The organism is Segatella buccae ATCC 33574, assembly GCF_000184945.1.
GTDB classification, from domain to species: domain Bacteria; phylum Bacteroidota; class Bacteroidia; order Bacteroidales; family Bacteroidaceae; genus Prevotella; species Prevotella buccae.
Window position 1 is genome coordinate 1549439 of sequence record NZ_GL586311.1, and the last position, 25214, is coordinate 1574652.

Sequence of the window (25214 nt, forward strand, 5' to 3'; positions counted from 1 at the left end):
TGCGGTGTTTTTTTACATTTACTTTTATCTATCCTTCCATTTCCGTTTCTGGTTTCGACCTCACTTTTCGTCCGCTTGTAGTCATCTTCGACTTTTATTCTGCAAAGGTATCGCAGGCAGGGAACACGGCAAACACCGGAATGCTCCTTATTGGCGGAAAACTTTTCATGACCCTCCGAAATCATAGATTACGGTTTCCTGAAAACTTTTACCGGCCAATTGTTTGCCTTATGTCCCCTTAACGCCTGCGATGTTACCTTGCACATAAAAGGTTCGAGATGACGGTTACACCGGAATGATAAAAAAAAGTTCGGGTCGAAGAAACGAAAAACCTATAAAAAGGTTGAGAATCGGGATGCCCAGAATAAAATTTTAACTTCATAAAACAACAAACAAAATGATTAAGAACATCAAAATTCAGCAGCTGATTGAGAACTATGAAAGTGCAAACAATCCAGCAGACATTTCTTTCAAAAAATATGTTGAAAGAGAGAGTCAGAACGACCCTAACTTCTTTAGATTCTTGTTTGAAGAAGAGTTTGAAGACGATTTTGATTTCTCTTTGACGGACGAGCAGAGAGAAGAATTTGAGGAATTTCTTGAAAAGGAAGTTCTTACCTATGATGTCGTATTTAACAACGATACATCTTCAAATGAAAAGGGCTTCAAGTCTTCATTCCAAGACTGTCTCAATTATATCTACATGAACAACGGGACAGAAGAGAGCTATTTTGAAGACTACACAGGCGGTATCGTGTCAATCGTTTGCAACGAGACCGGAACAACCGTCTATGAAGAAAAAGTAATATAGGCATTTCAATGCTGACCTATCGGCATGACGGGGAAACAAAATGACAAACGAAAAAATGAAAGATTTGTTGGTTAACTTTGGCGAAAAGACCATTAGTGATGTTTCCATTATCCGGGAAGAAGAGTTGAGAGAACATGTCATGATGTATTTTTGTGATGTGATTTGCGAAAAGGAAAAAGATGGATATGTACCTTCTTTTCAAGCTCTTCCTATTCTTGTATATCCTGATGGAACTGTCTTTACGTTGTGGGATTGGCAGGGTGCTTATCCAAAGAATGGTTCCGAAGTGGCTGACTTCGATTGGCAGTTGGAAACAACCGGGACGAAAGCAATTATTTTAGATGGTCTCCCGCGCGTGTTAGGTTAGTATTGAGTTGTACAAATTTCATAAACCATTAAAGCTGACCTATCGGCGTGACGGGGAAACAAAATGAAAAGGTACAAGTTTATTATTAAATTGTCTGATGGTAATGAAATTCAGGCTGCCTCTGTCGGCAATAGCCGTGATGAAGCCGTAGAGCGTCTGTTAGCTTTGCCACAGACAACGGAGTTTATCGGTTCAGCGCAAGTCATTGATGCCGTTCTTGTTGGCGAGGAAGCAGTACGACCTGTTCCGGCTGACCGTTTCGTATTACAGAGAGCAACTAATCCCGGTTGGTGGGTAGTCGGAGATCCGGAGGGTATGCTTGTCATAAAGTTTAAAGAACATGACTTCAATGGTACACGGAAAATCACCTATCTCAAAGATACGTCTTCCGCCGCGTCGGCTGAAGCCCGTGTCCTTCGGGAGATACCAGAGTGGTTGCAACTATATCATTCCGAAGTGCTTTAAATGGGTGTACAGGCTTTTTCTCCTTAAAAAATTGTTTAATCAACCGTAAATTAGTATATTTGCTGTCTAAAGATAAGGCAATTATGAACAAACAAGAATTTTTAGATATATTGGAAGAGCACAAGGAATTGGGCTTCCAAAAACAGATAGACTATGAAAAGTTCTATCTCTACTCAATCGTGACCCATTCAACTGCTATCGAAGGCTCGACGATGACCGAGGTGGAGAACCAGCTGCTCTTTGACGAGGGGCTTTCTGCCAAGGGTAAAAGCATCATTGAGCAGAATATGAACCTCGACCTGAAAGCTGCCTACGAAAGAAGCATGGAAATGGCAAGGGAACACACACCTTTCTCCATCGATATGCTGAAGGAACTGTCTTCAATCGTAATGAGAAGAACCGGGGGGATATTCAATGCACCTGGCGGTGTATTTGACTCGTCAAAGGGAGATTTACGTCGGGTAAACGTTACGGCAGGAACTATGGGAAAGTCTTATATGAGTTACCTGAAAGTCCCACAGAAGTTAGAAGATTTCTGCAAGGAAATGAACGAAAGACGGGAACAGCTGTTAAAGAACCCCGATGTATATGAGCAATACCGTTTGAGCTTTGACGCACATCTGAAACTCGTCACGATCCATCCATGGGTAGACGGCAACGGCAGGATGTCAAGGTTGATCATGAATCATCTTCAGAATGAGTTTGACCTGGTACCCAATAAGGTATTGAAGGAGGACAAGGCCGAATATATCAACGCCTTGGTGAAGTCAAGAGAGGAAGAATCAAATACCCCGTTCCAAAACTTCATGTTCCGGGAACACGCCAACAACCTCCAACAGGAAATCGAGAACTATAAGTTATCCATGGAAGATGAAGAAGAGGAGGAAGAAGAACAGAAACCTCGCCGACATTTCCGGAGATAAGAAATTAAATGAAGGGTCATCTGAACTTTACAGTTCAAGTGACCCTTTCTCATGTAATAAAAACAAAGGAAGAATTTATTTGGAAGACTTCCTGTTGCTCTTCCTATGGGCTGTTTGAGTGCCTTCTTCCTTTTTGAACTCTGTCTGGACAATCTTTATCATATTCTTTACCTCTTGGTCTATCCGCTCAAAGTTGGCATATAGAATACGCTCCTTGGAGTCTTCAGAATCGAAGTGGTAGAATTTCGGGATAGGATAATTGCTGTAGTCTGTTTCCTCTGCCTTAATCTGTTCCATGTCAAAAGAGGTTTTGCAAAAGAACTTGGTGGTTCTGAACTCTTCAGCAGTCTGAATATCCATCGAGTCCCGTCTGCCAGTCTTCGTTACGACGAAATCCCGGGCAGTCTGGCCACACAGCCATCCGGAAGCCATATCACTGATTTTGGAGGCAGGAACAAGGCTGTCCATATTCTCATTGAGGTTGATGGATGTTCTGTCCCTGTCAATGGTAATGCCTTTTTTGAGTTGTACGACCTTTCCGAAGATGTCGCCCGACAGCCAATCAAGCGTTTCTTTTGAGCGTGCAGAGCCGGAAACGACATTACCTACGGTGGTAATAATCTTATCCTTGCCCACCTTTCCATAATCTGCTTCCAACTGCGGCAGTTCCTGAAAACCTAATGTCACAGCAACCTTATTACTTCGGGCGGTTCCTATCAAGCGGTCGATCTTGTGGAAGTAGAGTGTCGGCAGCTCATCGACAATGATGCTTACCGGGACATTCTTTCCCATGCCGCTGTTGACACGGGTGACAAGGCGGTTCAGAATCAGGGCATTGAGTGCTCCAATAATGCTTTCCATTTCCGGATCATTGGCAATAAGAAGATAACTTGGATGTCGGGGATCCGACACCTTCAAGTCAAAATCGTCCCCGCTAAAAACCCAATAGGATTCCTTGGTGGCCAAGCGTGAAGTCTGCACACGCAACGTACCTATCATACCTTCCAACTGCTCCATGGCACCATTGTCAAAGGCAGTCATGAAAGGCCCCAAAAGCGGGTAGACCTCCGGATCGGTCTTCAAGACTTCAAAGATCTCATCATAGGAGTGGTTCAGGAACGAGAGCACGTGAGGCATGTCAGAATACTGACCTTTCCAATAGGCCGGTTGCACCTGGTATTCCTTGTTGCCAATCTGTTTCGCATCATTGAAGACCCTTCCTGTCAACCGCTTATGGTGGGTTTCCTTATCCTCGCCGTATTCGGGGAAGAGTTCATTGCCGTTCTCATCAAAAGGCTTCTTGTTGTAGTTGACGAAAAAGAAAATACAGGCTGCAAGGAAGTTGGTGGCAGATGTCTGGAAGAACTGGTCGGAACCGCCACCGGAAGTCTTCTGTCCCTTTTGAAGGGACTCAATAAGTGTCTCCGCTGTTTCCTGTGCTGCAGCCAAATTTGCAATGTACTTCTGCTGGATAGGATTGACGCGTGCGCTGTACTCAATATTGACAAAGTTAATGATATTGAAGTTACAGCCTTTTGGCAGGTTACCTTGCACCTGATTTTTCCTATAATGATAATAGAGCTTGGTTGCAAGCGTCGGGAACTTGTAGTCATAGACAACCATTGCAAAACCCTTGGCCGAATGCTGACGGATATAAGGCTCTATGACAGAGAATGTCTTTCCGGAACCGGGCGTGCCCACAACCCATGTGCCTCGGAAGGGATTGACAATATTGATCCAACCCCTCCTGAACTTGCCCTTGTAGTAGTAGCGCATAGGGATATTGACGGAATACTTGTTCTCGACAAGCTCTGTTGTCTGCTCGAAACTTTCGTTTTCAAAGTTGAACCGGTCTTTGAGCATGCCATCCTTGAAATATTTCGATACATTGTCAAGAGCAGTATGGACAAGTATTGTCCCTATGACAGACACGGCCATATAAACCCACACATTGGCTTTCAGGATCCATAACCTGACATGCCAATCACTGTTATAGACAAGCACAGAAGCCACTACTAAGCCAAAGCCGATGGCGAGTGGGTAGAATACCATCTTGCGCGCATCGAACTCTATCTGTTTCTTGTTCTTTGTGCCTATACAGGTGATGATTACCAGCATGAGCGTAACCATCTTCGAGTAGGGCAGGAACTGATACATGGACAGTACCCCGAGCCGGTGATGAAAGCTGTTTACAATGCCGCCTAATCCGCTCAATGCGGTCGGATCCAAGGCATACATGAAGAACTCCAAAAGGAGTGATACGTATATGGTCGTCCTGAAAATACTGTACGTTCCCTGTATTTCTTTACTTTCTTCCATTGCTTTTAGTATTTAACGCCTTTGGCATGTTTCATCCAAGTCTTCAGGCAATCTTTTGTTATAGATCCCATCTTGCGAGGTTGGTATTCCTTTCCGGTTCCTTTCAGGTCATACCATGAATCCATGATTGTTGTGTAATGTATCAAACGGCTTAGATTACGGAGCTTCCTGTTGAGCGTACGCAAGTTCAGGCGGATGTTGTCCATAACTTTGAGCCGTTCATATTGGGTCATCTTGGCATTCTTGTCCTGGTCTTTCTTCAGCGGCAGAATCTGCTCGATGTCTGCTGCGAGTTTCAGACCGTTCTCGATAATGTCAGTATAGATGTTGTTCTTTGACTGTGAGAGAGCAACCGCCAGGACATTAGCCGGTTGCCGAACGACAATACCTTTGACAACTTTCACGTTTTTCATCGCTTCATCCACTTCCATGTAAATGCCGTATATGTCGGCTGCCACGGTCAGTATGTCATCAAAGCTGTTAAGGTAATCGTTGAACTGACGTTGGAAGTTCGTTGTCGCTGCCACTTCCTCTTTCAAATATTTGTGTCCTGTAAGGTTTCCAGCCAACAAAACATCTTGCGCCTTTAAGGCTTTCTTTGCCTGTTTGGCATAAGTGGCAAACATCCCGGCCCTGACACCATCCGGCCCATTCTGTGCAAACAGGCTTATGGAAAGGGAAAATCCTAAAATGACGCTGATGGCTGCCCGCCTGATGCTGTTCATTGTCCCCATGGTTTATGTGTCTGTCTGTATTTATAAAACTTGGCAACATTGCTGATTGCCCTGCACATCCGCTTGGACGATTCCTTGGCCAGCACCTTGTTGCTCTTGTTAATCTTACCCGTGATGGCCCTGTTCCACACATCATCTAAGGAGTGCATTGTGACACTCACTGACAACAGCCGGAGTTTTCGGTTCAACCGTTCTAAATTGTTTGTCAGATTCCACAGCATCTGCGTCCTCTCCGCACCGTTGAGCATATTGCCTTCCCCTCCCTTGGCAATTACATTCTTCAATGCCCTGTAAGTACGGATAAACTCTGTCACCGTCTCCAAATAGAGATTGTTCATCGACAGGGAAGCAGCAATTCCTTGGGGATTGATTCTACATGCCGTATGGACTTCCCATAGTGCCGTGAGCGTCTGCATCCCGTCGGCATAAAGGGAGGTGGCAGCTTTTATGGCGGAAGCATATCCGGAAGCTGTCTTCAAATAGGAATTGTATTTTTGTTCCCACTGTTTCATCTTGGTATTGGCCACCGTCATAGCTCCCTGCTCCACAGCAAGGGCCGTCATGGCTTTTGACTGCTTCTTTATCTGATTGTCAATAAGTGTTTCTCCAGAAGCAATAGCCGCATATTCAAGCGGGTTGGATTGAGATGCACCTTGTGCTGACACAGTCATGACTCCAGTAACGAGAACAGTCAATAAGAAAATGCACCTAAGGCCTGTTTGTAATCTCATAAATACCTTTCCTTTTCTTGTTAAACTCCACACGTTTGCGTATCTCGCTGACAATATCCACCCTTGCCTTGATGCCTATCATATCCAGCTGGGGATTGTTCCTGTCTCCGGAATAGATGGTTATGGTCTTCAGACCGAAGAGCTGCTGTGGCAACGACTGGTGCTGCCGGTAGTCGACGACACGGTAAAGCTCGATATAGTCCGTTGAGTGGGAGAGCACACCGTGAAGGGTGATTAGCTGCTCCCCTGTCAGGACATATTCGATCCTTGCCATATAGACCACTTGAAAAAACAGGTAGAAAGTAAGAAACAATGCCGGCCATATCAAAAGCTCATGGAAACGAAACTCCATAAAGCTGCTTATCCAATAACTTGCCAGGCACAGCAAGATTACCGGCAGTTCATTGATGCAGAACTGCCCCCAATGGGGACGGATGGTCACCGTTTGGAAGGGCATAAATTCATGATTGAACATGTTGCGGACGTTATTGATGATTAAATGCCCATTCCCCTGCCTTCCGATGGCCCTCTTCTTAGATGTTCACTCTCTGACTCGTAAAGGGCAGCAGAGACCGCTTCGGGAGAGGCTACACCGGGCTTGGAGAAGACATTTCGGCTTGCATAGAGTTCAGGGCGGGGACGTGGCTCTGCCATGACAGAACCGACAACATCCATTCCCACGGAGACGGCAGCAAGGATAGCAGCCCCCAAGTTGAAGCCGTGGCCCGCTTTTGTCTTCATCTCCACTTCGGGGAATATCTTATCGAAGAGCTTCATGCGCTGGGTGTCGTTGATGGCGCGGAACTTGTCGAAATCTTTTTGGGTGATCTCATGGGAAAAGACATTACCGTCTATGACGGCGGTCATCTTGTACTTTCCTTCTATGACCTTGCCTTCTGTGTCACGCAAGCGTTCCACGGCAATATCTCCGACTTCGGTTGCCCTGCCATGGCCACCGCTTCTGACCCATTCTTTGTTGGGCTTCAAGTTCTCCAATGATTGTCCGTTTACGCCGGCTTCTCCTTTAAGGGCAATCTTTACGTTTTCCCGTAATTCAGCCAAAGTGGGTTGAGCTTTTCCATCTGCCACCAATTTCGCTTCGCCTTGGGTGACGGCTTTTATATCTGTCCCTGACAGGGCTGTGGCCTTGATATGTTCCGTATCCTTAAAGATCGTCTTGTTCAACGCATCTGCCATACGCTCATTGTATGGTCTTCCGACACCGCTTTGCAATGCGTCCTTCATATCTATATTCTCCGAATAAGAAGACACGCGTCTCTCTGCGGTGGAGAGGGGCAGCCGGATTTCTTTGACAACAGACAAGGGCTGCTTGTTTTCATCGGTTATGGGAATGATGGTGGAAAGCAGCTTTGCCTTGCCGTCATCATCTGCATTCTTGAAAGCAAGATACTGCTCTTCGGTAATTTTATATGACCACATACCAATATCCTTGCTCTCCCGCATATTCAGCATATAATTGCCGGAGATCTGATCCTTGTAGGCCATCGCTCCTGTGATTGCAGCGGAAACGTTGTCATTAACAAGGTTGTAATGACCGTTCAATACGGCAACACCGTCTGCATCCTCAATCCTGCCTGAACGCACAGGATCTTCCAAGACACCGTTGGACGCGTCCTTTATCTTGACTTCATCAAACACCTTGTCGAACAGTTTCAGGCGGTACTCGTCATTATAGTTGATGAACTTGATATAGTCCTCCTTGGAGATGTCATGTGACATCAACTGATTGTTGATTACGGCAGTCATGCGAAACGTAGTCGCACTCTTGCCGTCATTGACGGGCGACACCTGAATCTCACCGACAGAGACGGCACGTCCGTCCTTTACCGGAAGATAGAAACCTTCGTTTGGATTAAGGACACGTCCGTCGACGACACCGATAGAGTTCCAGAGATCTAAGAAACCGCTCCGATAGTCCTCGCGCATGTCTTTCATGTCTATGATGTCAAGTTTGGATGCCATATATTGATTGGCTGCTTCCTGATGAAGTCCCAGCTCTTTCTCCACTTCAGGTTTTAGCTTGATGTCTACATAGTCCTTGCTGTTAAGCATCTCTACGGTTATCTTATCGGTAAAGTCTTTCCCTATGACGGCATTCAGGATGGCAAGCCGTTCATTGACAGATACGCCATCCTTGTTTTGTATACCCTTTTTGTCGCTGTACTTGAATTTCTCGTTCATGAGTTTCTTCGTCTCATTAGGGTTCAACTTGTATTCAAGGTTGGTGGGGACGGACGCAGACTTGATGGTCAGCAGATTTTTCTTTTCATCTATGACAATACCGTGCGAAGACAATACCTGCTGAAATTTCTCTGCCGACAGATAAACCGGTGAACTGATGGAATTAAGGGGAACGGACTGTCCTTTCGGACGTTCCACCTTGGGAAGTTGTTGTTCGCTGATACTCATGGACTGAAGAACGTCCTGTTTCTGCTTCATACCCTTATCATAGAACCCATAGGCACCTGTCTTCATCTCTCCGGGACGCAAACGCCCGTCAGGACGGTCTATAACGACAGGTGCGCTATTTGCATAGAATGGTCTTCCGTCTATGCGCCTGATGCGCCCACCATGGGCAAGTCCCATCAAACCGTCTATGATGCTATCAAAGCGCCCGTATCTCGGCCCTTCAAAAGGGTAAAAGAAACGCGGTTCTCTGTATCCATATTCTCCCGGGGCAAGCCTGTGCCCGTCAAGTCCCATGTTGACAGGACTGTTGGCATTGCGGGCTGCGACAAATGAGCCAGGGATATAATAATCTTCCTTAACGATGCCGACAAAGGTGTTGTAGGCCTTCTTGTCCCATGCGGATGTACCTCCGTTCATCAGGTTCTCAACCTGTTGTTGGTCGAGAGAATAACGTCTGGGTTCGGATGAATTATGGGACAAGGTGACAAGTTCATAATCACCGGTCTGTGTCATGGTGATATGAGCCTGCATGCCGTTGGCATTGAGGGTGTCCTGCAGGCGCGGTGAGATGTCCGTTACACCATAGTTGGTATTCTTTCTTAAAATGGCCATATCATTCTGTTTTAAATTCTTCTTACTTCTGCTTATACAGGATCACGCAGGTGTGGCGGTTGGCCGTATAAGGTTTATAGAGATTGATACCGCCTCTGGTCGCTCCGGTCATCTTCGATTTCGGTACACCGGCATTTATCAGCAGCTTGGCAACATAACGGCAGCGTTTGATGGAAAGTTTCCTGTTATGCTTGGGTGTTCCTGTCTTGCTGTCTGCGGAACCTACGATACGTACTTCCAAGTTATACTCCTTGACGGCAGCTGCAATCTCCTGAATGTTGACCAACTGCTGTTTGTCGACAAGCTCCGTGGTATTGCGCTTGAAGAAGAACAGGATTGGAGCGTCAAACTGCGCAATGTTTTCATCGCCATTCCCGGAAACACTCTCCGTATTCTTGTTGGCAAGTCTTTCCTGAAGCGATTTAAGGCCACTGTAATTATTGCGCGGATAGGTGGTCAGATCGGTTATTGTCGGATTCTGCAATACATCTTCATTCGCCGACACCAACTTGTGTTTTTTGACTTTCCAGCCTAAATGTCCAATCCCGATGGACAAACCGATACTTCCCGAAAGGAGGTTGTCTCCCAAACGGCCTTTCTCTCCATATCCGTCAAAATCCCGACGGGTTGTCGTTCCACCAAAAGAGGCAGAGATGCTGATACGCTCACTTAGGCTGCAAGTTCCCAAGATGCCGTAGGAAAAGGCAAAGGAATTTTTCTTCAACTGATTATGCCGGATAATCCCAGCTCCCATATAGGGGCTTATGTTCCATTTTGCCGGCTTCTCAAAAGAAGGTCGGAAGAAGGAAGACACGTTAAGAAGTAGGTCTGTATGATAGCTGCCGAAGGACTGGGGGGCACGTTGGGAATCGACAAACTTAAAGCCTTGATAGGCCAGTCGTGTCCCAAAATACGGCGAGTGCCATTTCCCTATGGAAAGTTCCAACCCCACCTTGGTTCTACCGTTAAAGTCCGTGTGTGAGACGGGATCTCCCAAGAAAGAGATAAAACCGCCCTGCGCGGAGACAAACCAGTTATCGCCCAATCCTGACAGCTTATACTTCGTCTGACCGTCTATCGGACTTGGCAGGCCTGTCGGATGACTTGCAGAGCTTGCCGGAATCTCGTGCAGGGAGTTCACATAGATTCGTTCATCATTACCGTACACGACCTGTGCGTGGATGCCATGCCCTATGAATGTAAGGGCTGACAATAAAAAGAAGATTTTTTTCATTATGCTTTTTCTTTGTTTATACACATTTATATAGTATTATAGCCGTTCGGCGGCTACATCGTAGAGATAGAGCTTGTGCTTCATGATGATGCGCTCGCATTTCTGTACATAGTCCCTTGCCGTGGCATATCCGGCAGACTTGATGGAAACGAGCCAATTGTGAAAATCCGTGGAACTGTATTTCCAACACTGCTTATAGCGATCGCTCATCAACAGTCTTGAATGATATTCCATGCTGGCTTCCGGAGAGGCAAAATTGCAGAATTTTTCATTAGGGCGATCATCGTCATGGACACTGTATGGAAGTCCGCTGTCCAGCCAGTTCCTGTTGGCCTTGATGCCGAAATAATTGAATCCTGCCTGGGCCAGACTGCTGTTTCCCCAACGGCTTTCAAGTGCCATTTGAGCAAGGATGACGGAAGCGGGGATACCGTATTTCTGCTGTTGTCTCATGGCGGCATGGGCATATTTCTTGAAAAATGCGTCAGGAGAAAGAAGAGTCTCCTCGCTGACATGGAGAGCAGTAATACATTGCAACTTTACGTCTCTTATGTAAGTAAGAAGATTATAGGGGTCTTCGAGCCGTCCCCTTAACCGGCTGGTGACATGAAGGTGTGGCCCCGTCGAGCGACCGGAAGAACCGCTGACGCCAACGGGGTCTCCCGCATAGATTCTCTCTCCTTTCTTTACCCAGATTTGAGAAAGATGACAATAGCTGATGGTGTAATCACCATGACGCATGATGATGTAATTGCCGGATCCGGAGTCATAGCCTATATTTGCGATGTAACCGTCAAACATGGCAAGGACTTTCTCATAATGAGCTTTCAAATCCAAGCCACAGTGTTCTTTTTCCTTGCCGGTGAATGGATCTTTACGAATACCGAACGCAGAATTGATCTCGACACGTTGTAAGGGGAAACTGACACTAAGGTATTTGTCTATCCAGTAATCCTGATGACTGGCATCGGGGGTATTCTTTTGTGCATGACAAAAGAGACTGAACAGACTCAAAACAGCCATGAAGATATGTCTAAAATGTATAACCATCTACTCGTATTTTATGATTACAAAAATAAAATAAACCGTTTTAATAGTGGGCTCGAAAAAAAAGGAAGTCTTATATTAACATTTCAAAAACGAAAAACACCGTAAAACCGCCCAAAAACGTTTTGAAAATGTTAATATAAAAGGTTTATTTTTTTGGAGAACGGACTTTTCAAGTAAGAAACTATCTTTGCAAAAACAATAAACAGGAAAATTATGAGAACAACTTTTGATGAGAATGAGATACCATACGAGAAATTTGCAAGTATCGGGCTGTCTCAAGAAATGGTGGATGACCTGCCTGAAATGGTGATGAAAAAACTATTGGAGGGACATTGGACTCCTATTTTACCCGTCAGCGTGGATTTGGGTGACGGCATACAGAGAACAATTCAGGCCCGTCTTAAACTTGAAAGAAGAAGTGGCACTGTTGACATCCTGATTGCCCCGAGAAGTGAAATGGCTGATTTGGAGGACTTCACGCCAGAGGAACAGAACACGCTGCGAAGCGGGAAAATCATCATAACCAAAATGCCGGGTAAGGAACAGTGTTTCGTACAGCTTGACGACAAGACAAACAGGGTTTTCTATATTCCCGTTTCTTTAATGGAGGATAATCTGGCTTCACTTCAAAACGAGATGGAACTTTCCAATGAGCAAGTGGCACAGATGTGTACAGGCAATGTTATTTCAATAGACAAGCAGGAAGGCCAGTTCACATTCGGACTGGATTTCCTCGCTGACGGTGGCATCAAGGTGGTAAGTGGTGACAGGGAGGAATATGACAGTATTGCTTCCCGTGAGTTGCCTACATATAATTTCGGCATCTACGGATGTTGGGTCAAAGAATCGGACAACTCTTTCAAGAACTATGTTCCTGAAGAGGACTATACAGAAGAAATGCAAAAGGAGTTCTACCACTTAGGAGATGAGAACTCGCAGAAAGCGGAGCAGAGAAGCAGAGGTATGCACAGATAATCTTAAAGTTTTACAATATGGCAAAAGTAGTAAAAGATTTGATTGGTAAACTCGACCGTGAGGAAATAACAAATCTGCAGTGTATCACAATGCACGGCCAGGAAATGGTAGACGACTATAAGGAGTGGTGCCAGGTACTGGGCTTCGATGAAGGTGATGAAGACGGAGCGGAACAGTTCATCAATGAGCTTCGCTATGGTGATGAGCCTGATGATAACGACTGGCCACAAGAAGTGTGGGATAAAATCAACGAGGTTTCCAACGAGGCGTTGGAAAATGCTGATATGACCAATGGTAGTAACCAAAACAAGGAAAGCAATCTCTCTTCAGTGGAACTGTTTCAAGAGTGGAGAAAAAATAAGGTTTTACTTGCTACTTTAAAGAACTCTGAAGAAGCGGTGAAAATTACTCTTTGGAGATACCTTCATCCAGAAGGAGGGTTTAAGACCTGTGCAAAAGCAATCAACACATCTAAAAATACAGTAAAGAAATGGTGGAATATCCGCTATTTCATTGACGGTGCCATTGCTGATGGTGGTCACGTACATCCCATAAGACTCGAACATGATGTCATCAAACGGACAATCCTTCAAGCTGTTGAAATAGCGGAGAAAGAATGAATAAAACAAGACGATAAACTTTAATTAAATAATGTCAGAAGGCGGTTTGCAGGGATGCAGGTCGCCTTTTTCATTTAATCATCCCAATTTTAATTATGGCGAATTTGCCATAATTAAACATGAACCGGGACTGATTATTGATAGTCCTATGTCAATGCCGATTGAAGGACTTGGCCTGAAGCTGCGTCTGATTGTTCCAAGATTCTCTTGGTGTATTCAGGATTGTTCTCTAACCTCTCTCTCCATATCCGGGAATATTCGGGATTGGTGGCATTAAAACGGCAACTCTGGCTGATAATACCACTACCCAGATGAGAGACGAGATTCTCAAAGAGATAGGTGTCCAGACGGAGCGTATCGAAATCAACTTCACGGGTGCTTTCCACCATGGCCACGGCCAAGTCACGGTAATAGTCGTCCTCGGTTTCAAAATTGCTCTTCGGGGCTATATGGATGACCTTCTCGGCATAATCATAGACAGAAAGGCCGGGGACTCCATCAAACTTCAACGCTGTTTTACAAAAGCCGTCAGCGTCGAGGAACTGATACCCAGAAGTCTTCTTGCGCTCTATTGCTATCATATTCAGTTTGAGAGACTCATAGGAACGCCTTTGGGTAACGGGAAAGGTGGTCTGTGCAATGTTGTACACCCTTGACGTTCCGTTCTTATGGAGGATAAAGAGGCTCTTGGCATCTTGAAGAATACCGAGTTCGTTCGCTCTTAGCTCCTCTTCAGTAATGAAGAAAGGAAGCTCAAACCCCTGCTGTTCTGTCCATAACGCAAGCATGATGGCATTCGGCCCGGTATAAACAGTGCCTTTGATATCTCTTGGTGTCAACATCTGTTTTGAAACCCAAGGGTTGTTGTCATTATCAAGCTGCTTTTTAAGTTTTGCACTTAACAGCTTTCCATAAACACGATAGGCTTCCCTACGGAGCATTTCTGCTGTGTGCCACCTGCCTTTGGAAGATGGTTCAATCCGGATATAGCCTTCCGGCATCTGACTTTTCTTAGGTTCAATTGACGGGGCTTCGTCAACTTGCTTGGGCATTTTGATGCCGTCATCACTTTTAGCAATAGGTTCTTGAACGCTTTGAACTTCATTTTGATTGTGGACTAAGGGCTCTTTATCCCTTACTTCGGTGGATTGCGGAGCTTCTATAACTTTGACTGCTGATACAGGGACGACCGTTGCCGTCTCCGCGCTTTGCTTCACCCTGAAAATTGAGGTGATATGCTGCCATAACTCATCCAAAGTATGGTAATTGTCGCCAGTATTATAAGCTGACAGCCCTTGATGGATGTTATTTAGCCTGTCCTGCAATATATCCTGGACTTTTTCGTCCGTTGTTCTCTGAAGGTCGGACTTCAATCCTGTCAGTAGTTCATCCGAACGGCGTATGACTGCTTTTAACAGGGTTATCCTGTCTTCTGAAGAAAGCGTCACGGTTTCCAAAGTATCATTGTTGAAGGCGACTATTGTGTCCGAAGCCTTTGCCGTGACACGGTCTATCTCTATGCCGTTTATCCGGCAAAGAGGATACTTTCCGGAAGAGAGCACTTTGTCTCCACAAAAGTCTTTGCCGAATATCCTGACAAAGGTCAGCAGTTCCTGACTGGCATCCTGCTCACTTATCGTTTTATCTATATAGTCCAACACGTCGACAAACCGGTAGGAATCATTGGAGGTAACCAAAAGTGAACTTTTACTAATGGATACTTGGGGATCGAAGTCTATCTTTATCCCATCTCCTGATAGGGCCCATGCCATGGGGACATAGTCTTTTTCATCCTCTTGGCATATAGAGATGGAACTGTGGGCAGGGAACATCCCCTGACAGATATTACTCCGTCTCATCAGACAGACTAACTCTGTAAACTTTTCCTCCGCCATGTCTCTTGCGGTGGCTTCATCGTTCCATTTGCGCTGCCCCTCACCGCCAAGGGCTGTCATCTCCTTGTTTTCAAGAAGCGGCTTGAACTGTTTGTATGAAACTGTTTCTTCTGATTCATGATGGTGGCTGATCTTGTTGTAATGATATATGGACAAAGCCAAGTCCTCACCAGACTTGTCAACAACGGCTTTAATCCATATAAAGTGCTTACCGCCTTTTCGTGTAGCGGTCTCATTCTGTCTCTCATCCACAAAGAGGTTGCCCACTAAACTTCTACAAGCTCTTGCCTCTATCATTCTTACAAAAGCGGCATCCATTTTATAGCCATCCAGCTGTAATTGGTAAAGACGGTCAGCCTGTTGGTCTATGCTGTCAGGCGTTGCCTCCGAGTCTATCCATGTGCTCATCAAACCGTCCTGCCATTGAACGGCCGGGAAAAACTGTGGGTTGTTCCTGTCCTGCTCGTTGGACTTGGATCGTGCCCATAAGCTCATTTGCAAAGCCCAACTCTGAAGACGGCTACACTGCTCTTGATTCTTTGCAAGGAAACACAGCTCTTCCTGGGAGAAGAAATGGTTGGGCGGGAATGGCTTTAATTTTAATTTATCATGGTCATGTCCTTGTTTTTCGCCTTTACCGTTATCGTGCTTTTTGCCAAATATCTTACTCCAGCCGCCTAACAGACGGTTGCCGAAGATTCCTGCTGGATTGTCATTTTCACTCATATACTTGTTAGGTTTTTGTACGGAATAAAATCACCGGCCTATAAAGACTTGAATAATCAACGCTCTATAATGCCGGTGTTCATGTAAACTTCAATATTATGGCAATTATTCTTTCTGTGTGGCAGTCAACTCCCAGGGCTCGATACTGCTGGTACGGCACTCGATGTTGACATTGCCTTGATAGATATGGAACTGCAACTCTCCTTTTATTTCAACATAGGCCTCGGGCTTGAAGAAGTCCTGCTGAATCGAGGTCGGAGAAAGGAAGCGAACCCAAACCCAGCCTTTCTTTTCTCCATCCTTGTCTTGCGAAACGCCGGAAAAGGTCTGGAACTTGTGCCCATTTTTGTTGGTACGTTCCGTAATCTCCCCTTTTATCTTACCTTTGAAATCGATAGACCCTGTGAGCGAGTCTGCTTCGGTGGACTTGACGATCTCTATTCCTTCATCGGTGCGGAGGTTATAATACGTACGGTCGTCTATCCGTCTGATATAGAGTGTACCGTTCATTCTCACCCTACGCCCGGTGGAATACCGCTCGGCAGTTTCCTTATTGCCGGGAGCGGAAACGAAGACTTGGAGCTCCGCGCCGGAACCATCGCTGCCGGCAATGGGGATGGTGATACTGAAAGAAATGAAGGACTTTCCGTCCTTACTCTGTTTCTCTACTGCAGAATTGCTGATGATTCCGCATGCTGTGACATTGCATTTAATCATATTACTCGTTATTTTGGTGAATTGTTTGTCTAAGTTCGCCGGATGGCGTTTGTCTGCTGTTCTTCGGGAAGTTCGGAATCGAAATTCAAAGAGGCTGTCTGGGCAAGCCGTTTGACATTGATACTTTCCCTGTCCCTTCTAAGGGTGGCAGCTTCTTTTGTCTCTTTGTTTTCTTTTGCCTCTTTGGAGGTTTGGGACTCGCCCATGTCTTCGTCTCCCTGTTTCAAATCTTGGGCAAGCGTCAGAATGCTCATGAAAAGGGTTGAGATAAGATTGGAGACAGGATTTCCGCTGGACAGCCCTGCACTATCGCCATTCTTGTTCATCAGATATTCCAACCATCTGTTAGGATCGTCTGATTTGGTGATATTGGCAAGCAACATTTGTGTTTGGGTATCCATAGGCGGCCCTTCGATACCGGTGGCCGGAGTATTGTTGTATGCCATTTGAGAGGAATAGCGTGCCGCTAAGTTCTGTCCGCCTTTGTTCAACACTGTCGGGAGATTTCCACGGAACGAGAGCTCGGCAATGTATTCTGCCGGATCATAACTCTGGAGTGTTCCCTGGGCATTATAGAACTTGGTCTCAAAATGGAGGTGTGGCCCGGTCGAGCGTCCTGTATTACCGGAATAGCCCAGTTGCATCCCTGCATTGACGGCATCACCGACCTTAACACCAATCTCACTAAGGTGCATATAGGTACACTGAAGACGGCTGCCGTCAGAACGGCTGTATTCCACGGTAATCATGTTACCGGCAGCACCATTGTTGGGCTTGACGGCGATGACCCTGCCGTTATCTTCTGTTCCATAAACGGGAAGATACTTGCCGCCAGTGCTAAGGTCTATGCCGCTATGATGATGTCCGGGGCGGTTCTCTCCATACACTCCCGTTACCTTCAAACCTTCCAAGTTGATGGGCATGCACCAACTCCCTTGGAGAGGCGTGAGGAGAATACCGGCAGGGACGGCTTGCGGGGTGTCGGGCTGACGGCCTCTCATGTAACCTATCTGCAAACCTTGCTGCTGTGCATTCTGTACGGCGAGACGGTCGAATTTGTCTAATCCGTATTTACAGATTAGACTTTCTACGCTGTCTACATAATTGCTTGCCGTGGCGTAACCACCGGCCTTGATGCCTTTTATCCAACCCAAGTGATCTGTACTGTCCGTGGGACAACAACGCAGATAGCGGGGTTGGAGTAAGGTGGCAGAGTGATCGCTAAGACTTTGCCCCACGTTGTCGTAGGAACGAAAAGCTTCATGCGCTTGGTCATCGTCATAGTAACTCACCCGGCCTGTCCACGATGAACCCTTTTTGATACCGAAGAAATTGTTATCGTTCCGAGCGAGGGCAGAGGTGCCCCATGAACTCTCGATAGCCATCTGGGCGAGAATGACAGAAGCGGGAATGCCGTACTTAATCTGCTGCTCCATGGCATGAGGAGCATATCTGTTGATGAAATCAGAGGTGGATATGGCCATGTTTCTGATAATGTGTCATGTCTGATGATTACTGCATTATTCCTTATCTGCGAAAGGTACTTTCTCTCCGGGTGGTCTCTGCCTCCTTTTCGGTAGCCGTTTCAGAAATCGATTCTGAAGTTCCTTCTGCAGTTTTCTCTTCTGCACCCTGTTCCTTTTTAACGGTTTCTGTCGAAGTTGACCGTGCTGCCATACTTGTGGATTGCTCCTTCTGCACATCTTCTTTGAGCAAAGGAGCAAAGACAACAGCGGCAACAGCTTTCTTGTAGGCTGACATGTCATCTGCCAACCACATCTTGTCCCACTGTGCCTTGGTGATTTCTTTCTTCATGAACTTACCGTCAATGGTGGCCATGACATATTTCTTGCTTGGGTCTTCCCTGTCTTTCGTAATGGTCGGACGCTCTATCTTGCTCATGTCTACATTAGAAACTTTAGGCATGATAAGATCTACCTTGATTTCTGGATGCAGCTTGGCAACGGAGTAGTATTTCTGTGCAAGGGCATTGTGTATATCCATCTGTTTGTCCGTTCCCCTGACATCGAAGTACAGCTTCTTGTGGGTGTCATTGGGATAGACGGAGAACGAAGGCTCGTTCTCTGCCTTGAAGAAAAAGGCATACTGTCCCTTCTCGTCACGGATAGGCGTGAAAATCTCAATCTTTGGCAAGGCTGCTGCCGCAATCTGCGGTTTCACATCTATATCTCTATGCTGACTGAACTCATATTGTCTCAACCGGTCTACGGAAACGGTCTTATCCTTATAGTAGTCGTCAGGCTCTTTGAGTCCTAAAGCACCACCGGCATTATAGAACTTGACATCAGTGATGCCCTCGTGTCCTAATGCTATCTTGATACGATCTTTGCGAATGCCCGAGATCTCTACGTTGTCTTCAAGAGAAGCCCCTTCAGGAAGAATGACATCGGCTGAACCTTTTGCCGTATCTCTGACAATGACGATTTCTTTTGAATCTATATCCGGGAGCTTAGCCAAATCGGTGGAAATCTGATATTGTCTCTCACTGACGGCCAAGTCTTTCAGGGGCAAGTCCTTACGAATATCTTCGTACTTGACAATCTGCTTCTGCATGTGCTTATCGATGGACTCGACGGCATTGTTGACATCTTTCTCCAACAGTCCAAGCAATTTGGGATTTTCCTTGATCTCGCGTTGCCAATAGTCGATATGTTGCATACTTTCTTTTGAAAGGCTTGCAGGAAGCCCCTGGCGTGCCATCAGGATTCCGGCAGATAGGTCTTGAACAAATCTCTCGTATTTCGCATCGTCGTTGGGGAGAAGATTATTGCGCCCCAGGCGGTCTAAACGCTGCTCGCTGCCTGTGGCTGCTACAATGGCACGGTAAATGTCATTGGCTTTCGCAATGGCGGCCTGCCGGCTGTTGCCGCTATCCTTATCCGTCATGCCGCTGACAATGATCTTGTCGGCTTGTTTGTCGTATTCTGCATCTTGCAGCACCATGACGCGTTCATAACCTATTCCTGCGGAATTGGCTACGGTCTGGGCGGTTGAATAAGCCTTGTTCAACACGTCCTTTTCGTTGGCTACTCTTCTTATGAGTTCTGCACTGTCGAGGTTATCGGCAACGACAACCCACTGCTTGGCTTGAACGAGCTTTGGCAGGAAGTCGTCGATTCTGTCAAGAGGAAAACCCGTGGACTTGATTTTTTGGCCATCGACCTCTGTTTGCCCTACCGGTAAGCCTAATATCTTAGCAGCTCTGGTGGCATCATTACCGTAAATATGATACTGGTTATCGTCACGCGCAACGACAATGGCCGTTGGATGGTTTGATTTCAGCTTTTCGGAGAACTTTATCATACTTGTCACGCCCCGTTCGGAGAGTTCCTCATACTTGGCACCGGTCTCTTTCAGCAAATCACCGTACATCTGTTTGCCGGTCATAGAAGTCTGGTCAATATTGAAAATCTGCTGGGTCTGACGGCTATGGTGCTTGACATAGAGCGACTTCTCATCCTCGGGAAGTTTCTGATATTCACCCTTGGTGATAACCTCTTTAGTAGCAATATTCTGGTAATCCCAACGCGTCCAATTGAAAGGGAGTGCCTTCTCATTACTTCTGACAGAATCGCCCGCATCCTTCAGCTCGTCGAAATAGGCATAAACATTGGAACGGTAGCCCTTCTGATCGGACTGAAGGTTCATCATCAGATTGTTATACGGAGTAATTGGTGTCTTTGCCCAAAGAAACTCTGCGTTGCTCTTGCCAGCCTTGTTCATCCACACGCCTTTGTTGCCCTTTGCCAGTTCCAAGGCTCCAAGCAGCAAGGCGGCATGCAGGAATATCTTGGACACTTGACCACCATCCTTGTCGTTTTTTCTATTCTCTTCCTCATGCCGTCTCTGTTCCTCGACTTCACGGCGACGCTCATCCTCTGCCTTACGGGCTTCATCGGCTTTCTTGACAGCCTCTTGCTTGGCTTGTGCTGCCTTCTGCCTCTTTTCATTCACGGCGGTTTGTTGTTCTTCGACGATCGGGGCGGCCATCTTTTCGGCTACACCCTTGGATACATGGTTCGTTTCCATAATATGTTCAGCTACACCGGCTAAATCGGTTTGTGGGTTACTGTCTTCGGACAGAGAGATGTTCTCTGTCGCGTCTTCTTTACTTTCCTCCATGCCAATTCCTTTGGCTAAAGCTCCAGAGAGATCATCATAATCGTCGGCAGAGTTGCCGGGGTTACGGTCAGGGTCAATATGTCTTTCCTGTGACTCTCGTAATTCTTCAGCCTTTTGTTCTTTCATATCTCCAACATTTTGATTTTCCGGCTCGGATGCAACAGCTTGTCTTTGGATTTCCAAAGGCGGTTGTTCATGCCCGGAATACACGGCAGGCGGAATGATGGTAGTCTTCGCTTTCTCGGAGAACAGAAACTCATCGCCATATGCGGCGGCTACGTTGGCATTATAAGCCGTAATGACCTGCTCCGCCTGCCTTATACGCTTTGCTATCTGTCTTGTTCTTTCATCATCAACAGAAAACGGATATTGTGCATTGATACTACTCCACTGCTCCGTAAGGTCATATAGGGTCTTACCCCTTGTCTTTGTTTCCGAAAGTTCTTCATCAAGCCCCTCCAAATTGCCGGCTTTGAGGGGAGTCTGGTTCAAGGCGATCCGCTGTTCGTCAACTTTTTCTATAATCATATCCGAGGCTTTGCCTACGTCAGTCATGATGGTTGTAATGGTCTCGGGCTTGTCCCTAAGTCTGCTTAACCATCCACTTAGATAATTGGCGTTGTTCTCCAATATTTTTCTGTCAAAGCCCATGGTGCTGCCGACAAGGGCAGAAGTCATTTCTGCGATCAGTTCCTCATGGGCGTAGTTGTCTGTCCCTTGGGCACCGAATTTCCTGTCAAGCCGGCTCTCGTGTCCTGTCGAGTGGGCCATCTCGTGCAAAGCTGTGGAATAATACTCCATGCCGTCGTGATAGACTTCTTCAGGAGTTTTCCCAAGTTTGAACTGTTCTTTCATCGGAAGAACAATGGTATCCGTCGATGGGCGGTAAAAGGCCTGGTCGGCAGGTTTGTCATATTGTATATTGGCATGCCACGCCTTTTGCTCGAACATACGGTCAAGGGCTTCGTTGACATACATCCCCTCGGTGTCTTTGACCTCTTGTTCGGGTGTTTGGAAACGTGCTACAATGGCATCATACCTCTTTTTATTGACCTCTTCAAGGTTGGTCTGGTCGATGTTGAAGACATGAAACATTTTAGGGAAAGGACGAACGTCCATCGTGGCACGTTCTTCCTGGGACATGGCGTTATAGTCTTCCTCTGACACCCTCTTGCCGTTTTCATCTTTGATGGATAAGCCCCACTTGAAGATGGGAACAGATTTCTCACCTGACTTGACATGGAGATTCTGCTCCTTGGCTTGCTTAAAGGTCATATAGACGGGTGTCTTGTATCCTTTCTCTGCCGTATTGAACATAAGAAAAAAAGAATTGCCACCGGAATACGTCCGACCGCTGATATTCTGCGGTAGTCCCTGAATGGAACCGTTGACACCCATCCAACCTTTCTTCCAGTTGTTGGCATTGGCTTTCTTGATGATCTTAACCATCATGTCTGCGAACTTCTTCAGAATTTCATCTGACTTATTCTTTCTTCCAGCGGAAGAGTTGCGATGCTTGTATTCAGTCTCGGCCATAATTTTTATGATTATTGATTGTTACAAAATAAGCGACTTAATGTCAAAAAAGCATCCTCAAAAAAAAGAAACTCTTATATTAACGTTTTCAGAACCTTTTTTCAGCATCGTGGCGGTTTTTGTGTTAAAAATGGCTCTTGTTTTTTTTGCGCAATCCAAGAAATCTGCCCTACCTGACTCTCTTTTGTTGGTCCTTCTATAACTAATCATATAGCAGCAAGGCGAGAATAAAAGGCTGTTCCTTGAGTCAGCCATGCGGCAATACGTATATATGTATAGCCGTATATATGTATTGGTAGCTATAAAGCAATATGTCTATATGTATTGAAGACACATCTTCTGATTTACCTGCGGTGCTTATTTTACATTTAATTTTATCTATCTTTCCATTTCCGTTTCTGATTTCGACCTCACTTTTCATCCGCTTGTTGTCATCTTCGACTTTTATTCTGCAAAGGTATCGCAGGCAGGGAACACGGCAAACACCGGAATGCTCCCTATTGGCGGAAAACTTTTCATGACCCTCCGAAATCAAAGATTGCGGTTTCCTGAAAACTTTTACCGGTCAATTCTTTGCCTTAGGTTCCCTTAATACCTGCGAGCTTACCTTGCACATAAAAGGTTCGAGATGACGGTTACACCGGAATGATAAAAAAAAGTTCGGGTCGAAGAAACGAAAAACCTAAAAAGGTTGAGAATCGGGATGCCCAGAATAAAATTTTAACTTCATAAAAATAGGAAAATGGAAAAGAAACTTATTTATTTGGTTTATCAGACAGATGCTTGGCACTCTGTCGAGACAAGAAAACTTGTTTACATTGGTGAGAACTTGGAAGAAACTATCCGTAAGATGGTAGATTTCCTTTCATTAACCGAAGAGGATGCGAAACAGCTTAGCCAGTGGAGACAGACTTCATGCAACAATAGGGACTTTGAAGTCATGATTGAACGCCAGTTCGTGAATGATTTTACCGTTTAATTCAAAATAATAAAAAGTATGAAAAAGATATTTGAACTTTATAAGGAGATAAAAGCAAAACATCCTGAACATTTACTGCTGATTGGGGATGGAGATTGTTACTTCCTGTTTGAAAAGGATGCCGTTGCCGGAAACAAGTGCCTTGGAACGGACATGCACTCCCGGTCGGACATTGCAGAAACCCCTGTTAATATTGTGGAATTTCCACATCATTGTCTTGACGCCTATTTGCCAAGATTGGTTCGTGATGGTTATAAGGTTGCTGTATGTGACACCAAAGATCTTGTGAGGTACAAAACAAAAGCAAGGGTGAAAGTTCTTACCGAAGCCGGCAAGTGGTATCTGGCAGAAATCAAGGGTCTTAAAGAGGGAACTATTGTCGAGGGTATATACAACCCTCTGAACAGGGCGTTCGACTTCTACTGGAACGGTGAGGGGGCAATGCTTTGGATTGGCGAGAACGGAGAATTGATAAACGAATAATTTAAAATAAGACAAGATGAACATTTTTACAAATAACGCAGACTTCTACCCGGCTCCCGACGAGGTTATAAACACGATGATGATGAGTGAGGATTTTGTCGGCAAGACTATCCTTGAACCATCAGCAGGGAAAGGCAACATTGTTGACTGGCTCAAAAAGAACGGAGCCGGAAAGGTGATTGCTTGCGAAAAGGACACTAACATCAAAAAACTTTTGAATGGCAAGTGCGATATTATAGCGGATGACTTCCTGACCGTTTCTTCAGAACAAATTAGTCATGTGGACTATATCGTAATGAACCCTCCCTTTTCAGAAGGAGCAAAACATATCCTTCATGCGTTTGAGATTGCTCCGGCAGGATGCACCATCATTGCCTTGTGTAACAGCGAAAGCGTAAATCAAGGCTGGGAACGGAACGCCACCAAAGAGAAATTGATAGAGACGATTGAGCTTTATGGGTGCAAGGAGTTCTTGGGCAGAGTGTTTGACGACGCGGAGCGCAGGACGGATGTACATGTTAGCTTGATAAAGCTGTATAAAGAGGGTGAGGGGCAAGACGAGTTTGACGGTTATATGTTTTCCAACGAAAAGGACTCGCTCGATGCTAACGAGACGGAAGGGCTGGTGCAATATAATGTGGTGCGTGACATGGTAAACCGCTATATTTCAGCTGTAAGGCTTTTCGACGAGACGATGGCTGCAGCGGAGAAAATCAACTCCGTGGCATGTTTCGGTGGAAAGAGTGACGGGTATCTCCCAGTAAGGTTTGCCGTGGTAGATGCTTCCAATAGCGTTGTCCGTATCAGCCGACAGCAATACAAAAAAGAGTTGCAGAAGTATTATTGGAGGCGGATATTCGGGAAGCTGAATATGGAAAAGTATGCCACGCAGAAATTACGGGAACAGATAAACAAGTTCGTGGAGCAGCAGACATACGTCCCCTTTACCATGCACAACATTTATCAGGTGCTGAACATGGTAATCCAGACGACGGGGCAGCGGATGAACACAGCGTTACTCGAAGCATTCGACCTGATTTGCTCTTTCTCTGACGAGAATTCCACTGCCGGGGAGAAATGGAAGACAAACGCAAACTATATGGTCAACCGTAAGTTTATCGTTCCATACATGACTTCCTATGATCCTAAATGGCCGAGAGACTATCTCGATCTTGGATATGGAGGGATGGCAAACAGAATGGAGGACGTTTGTAAGGCTCTCTGCTTCATTACGGGTAGGAACTACGACAGCATTGGAAGCCTTGACCGTTTTGTACGAGATAACAACTTGGAATGGGGAAAGACTTTCGAGTGGGGGTTCTTCAAGTGTAAGGGCTTTAAGAAAGGAACAATGCACTTTGAGTTTAAAGATGAAGAGGTGTGGATGAAGTTCAACCGTGAAGTGGCCAAACAGCGGGGATGGGTGCTTCCAAAGAAGAAATCTGCATAAACATGAGTATTAGG

The 25214-nt window shown here is 45.7% G+C and carries 21 protein-coding genes; 10 read left to right on the forward strand and 11 right to left on the reverse strand.

What is annotated here, in order from left to right; all coding sequences use genetic code 11:
* Positions 1 to 397: 397 nt before the first annotated feature.
* From HMPREF6485_RS13160 to HMPREF6485_RS05800, 4 genes are all read left to right on the forward strand, one after another.
* Positions 398 to 811 carry a hypothetical protein gene (locus HMPREF6485_RS13160; protein WP_004345320.1) on the forward strand — a complete coding sequence of 138 codons (414 nt, stop codon included), beginning with the start codon at positions 398 to 400 and terminating at the stop codon, positions 809 to 811.
* A 40-nt stretch (positions 812 to 851) separates the two neighbouring features.
* Entirely contained in the window at positions 852 to 1178 is a 327-nt protein-coding gene (locus HMPREF6485_RS05790) for a hypothetical protein (RefSeq protein ID WP_004345322.1), read from the forward strand.
* Between the two features lie 63 nt (positions 1179 to 1241).
* Positions 1242 to 1643, forward strand: coding sequence for a hypothetical protein (locus tag HMPREF6485_RS05795; protein WP_004345323.1), 402 nt, complete (start codon positions 1242 to 1244; stop codon positions 1641 to 1643).
* Positions 1644 to 1726: 83 nt separating this feature from the next.
* Positions 1727 to 2566, forward strand: a complete 840-nt coding sequence (locus tag HMPREF6485_RS05800) for a Fic family protein (protein WP_004345324.1) — start codon at positions 1727 to 1729, stop codon at positions 2564 to 2566.
* A 75-nt stretch (positions 2567 to 2641) separates the two neighbouring features.
* Here HMPREF6485_RS05800 and HMPREF6485_RS05805 read toward each other — a convergent pair whose 3' ends face one another.
* From HMPREF6485_RS05805 to HMPREF6485_RS05820, 4 genes are read right to left on the reverse strand one after another with little or no spacing between them, the layout of a single operon-like run.
* Positions 2642 to 4885, reverse strand: a complete 2244-nt coding sequence (locus HMPREF6485_RS05805; protein ID WP_004345325.1) for a type IV secretory system conjugative DNA transfer family protein — start codon at positions 4883 to 4885, stop codon at positions 2642 to 2644.
* Between the two features lie 5 nt (positions 4886 to 4890).
* Positions 4891 to 5610, reverse strand: a complete 720-nt coding sequence (locus HMPREF6485_RS05810; RefSeq protein ID WP_004345326.1) for a hypothetical protein — start codon at positions 5608 to 5610, stop codon at positions 4891 to 4893.
* On the reverse strand, positions 5607 to 6290 hold the full coding sequence (locus HMPREF6485_RS05815; RefSeq protein WP_004345328.1) for a hypothetical protein: 684 nt from the start codon (positions 6288 to 6290) through the stop codon (positions 5607 to 5609). Before HMPREF6485_RS05815 ends, HMPREF6485_RS05810 begins: the two co-directional genes overlap by 4 nt.
* A 37-nt stretch (positions 6291 to 6327) precedes the next feature.
* Positions 6328 to 6759 (reverse strand): PH domain-containing protein, encoded by a 432-nt coding sequence (locus HMPREF6485_RS05820; RefSeq protein ID WP_232209191.1) that lies wholly within the window; start codon positions 6757 to 6759, stop codon positions 6328 to 6330.
* On the opposite strand from HMPREF6485_RS05820, the gene HMPREF6485_RS14350 reads away from it, so the two are divergent.
* Positions 6685 to 6849 (forward strand): hypothetical protein, encoded by a 165-nt coding sequence (locus tag HMPREF6485_RS14350; RefSeq protein WP_232209192.1) that lies wholly within the window; start codon positions 6685 to 6687, stop codon positions 6847 to 6849. The two genes, HMPREF6485_RS05820 and HMPREF6485_RS14350, sit on opposite strands and share 75 nt — an antisense overlap.
* On the opposite strand, the gene HMPREF6485_RS05825 is transcribed toward HMPREF6485_RS14350, so the two are convergent.
* From HMPREF6485_RS05825 to HMPREF6485_RS05835, 3 genes are read right to left on the reverse strand one after another with little or no spacing between them, the layout of a single operon-like run.
* Complete coding sequence (locus tag HMPREF6485_RS05825) at positions 6846 to 9392, reverse strand: hypothetical protein (protein WP_004345330.1); 2547 nt, start codon at positions 9390 to 9392, stop codon at positions 6846 to 6848. The genes HMPREF6485_RS14350 and HMPREF6485_RS05825 overlap by 4 nt on opposite strands.
* Before the next feature lie 22 nt (positions 9393 to 9414).
* Entirely contained in the window at positions 9415 to 10626 is a 1212-nt protein-coding gene (locus HMPREF6485_RS05830; protein ID WP_004345332.1) for an OmpA family protein, read from the reverse strand.
* Positions 10627 to 10662: 36 nt separating this feature from the next.
* Positions 10663 to 11676, reverse strand: a complete 1014-nt coding sequence (locus HMPREF6485_RS05835; protein ID WP_004345333.1) for a glucosaminidase domain-containing protein — start codon at positions 11674 to 11676, stop codon at positions 10663 to 10665.
* Positions 11677 to 11889: 213 nt separating this feature from the next.
* Here HMPREF6485_RS05835 and HMPREF6485_RS05840 point away from each other — a divergent pair, with 213 nt between their 5' ends.
* A complete protein-coding gene (locus HMPREF6485_RS05840; RefSeq protein WP_004345335.1) occupies positions 11890 to 12651 on the forward strand; it encodes a DUF4099 domain-containing protein in 762 nt (253 codons plus the stop codon).
* A gap of 17 nt (positions 12652 to 12668) precedes the next feature.
* Complete coding sequence (locus tag HMPREF6485_RS05845; RefSeq protein ID WP_004345336.1) at positions 12669 to 13271, forward strand: hypothetical protein; 603 nt, start codon at positions 12669 to 12671, stop codon at positions 13269 to 13271.
* A gap of 146 nt (positions 13272 to 13417) precedes the next feature.
* On the opposite strand, the gene HMPREF6485_RS05850 is transcribed toward HMPREF6485_RS05845, so the two are convergent.
* The 4 genes from HMPREF6485_RS05850 to HMPREF6485_RS05865 form a co-directional block, all read right to left on the reverse strand.
* Entirely contained in the window at positions 13418 to 15892 is a 2475-nt protein-coding gene (locus tag HMPREF6485_RS05850; protein WP_004345338.1) for an ArdC-like ssDNA-binding domain-containing protein, read from the reverse strand.
* A gap of 105 nt (positions 15893 to 15997) precedes the next feature.
* Positions 15998 to 16609: a hypothetical protein gene (locus tag HMPREF6485_RS05855; protein WP_004345339.1), complete on the reverse strand. Its 612-nt coding sequence runs from the start codon at positions 16607 to 16609 to the stop codon at positions 15998 to 16000.
* Positions 16610 to 16638: 29 nt separating this feature from the next.
* The gene (locus HMPREF6485_RS05860; RefSeq protein WP_004345340.1) at positions 16639 to 18093 is read right to left on the reverse strand and encodes a glucosaminidase domain-containing protein; all 1455 of its coding nucleotides are present in this window, start codon (positions 18091 to 18093) and stop codon (positions 16639 to 16641) included.
* 43 nt (positions 18094 to 18136) lie between these two features.
* Positions 18137 to 22288, reverse strand: coding sequence for a zincin-like metallopeptidase domain-containing protein (locus HMPREF6485_RS05865; protein WP_004345341.1), 4152 nt, complete (start codon positions 22286 to 22288; stop codon positions 18137 to 18139).
* A gap of 742 nt (positions 22289 to 23030) precedes the next feature.
* On the opposite strand from HMPREF6485_RS05865, the gene HMPREF6485_RS05875 reads away from it, so the two are divergent.
* The 3 genes from HMPREF6485_RS05875 to HMPREF6485_RS05885 are packed head-to-tail and all read left to right on the forward strand — an operon-like array spanning position 23031 to position 25200.
* Positions 23031 to 23267: a hypothetical protein gene (locus HMPREF6485_RS05875; RefSeq protein ID WP_004345345.1), complete on the forward strand. Its 237-nt coding sequence runs from the start codon at positions 23031 to 23033 to the stop codon at positions 23265 to 23267.
* A gap of 18 nt (positions 23268 to 23285) precedes the next feature.
* The gene (locus HMPREF6485_RS05880) at positions 23286 to 23750 is read left to right on the forward strand and encodes a MutS N-terminal domain-containing protein (protein ID WP_044125886.1); all 465 of its coding nucleotides are present in this window, start codon (positions 23286 to 23288) and stop codon (positions 23748 to 23750) included.
* Between the two features lie 16 nt (positions 23751 to 23766).
* Positions 23767 to 25200, forward strand: coding sequence for a class I SAM-dependent methyltransferase (locus HMPREF6485_RS05885; protein WP_004345349.1), 1434 nt, complete (start codon positions 23767 to 23769; stop codon positions 25198 to 25200).
* The last annotated feature ends 14 nt before the right edge of the window (positions 25201 to 25214 follow it).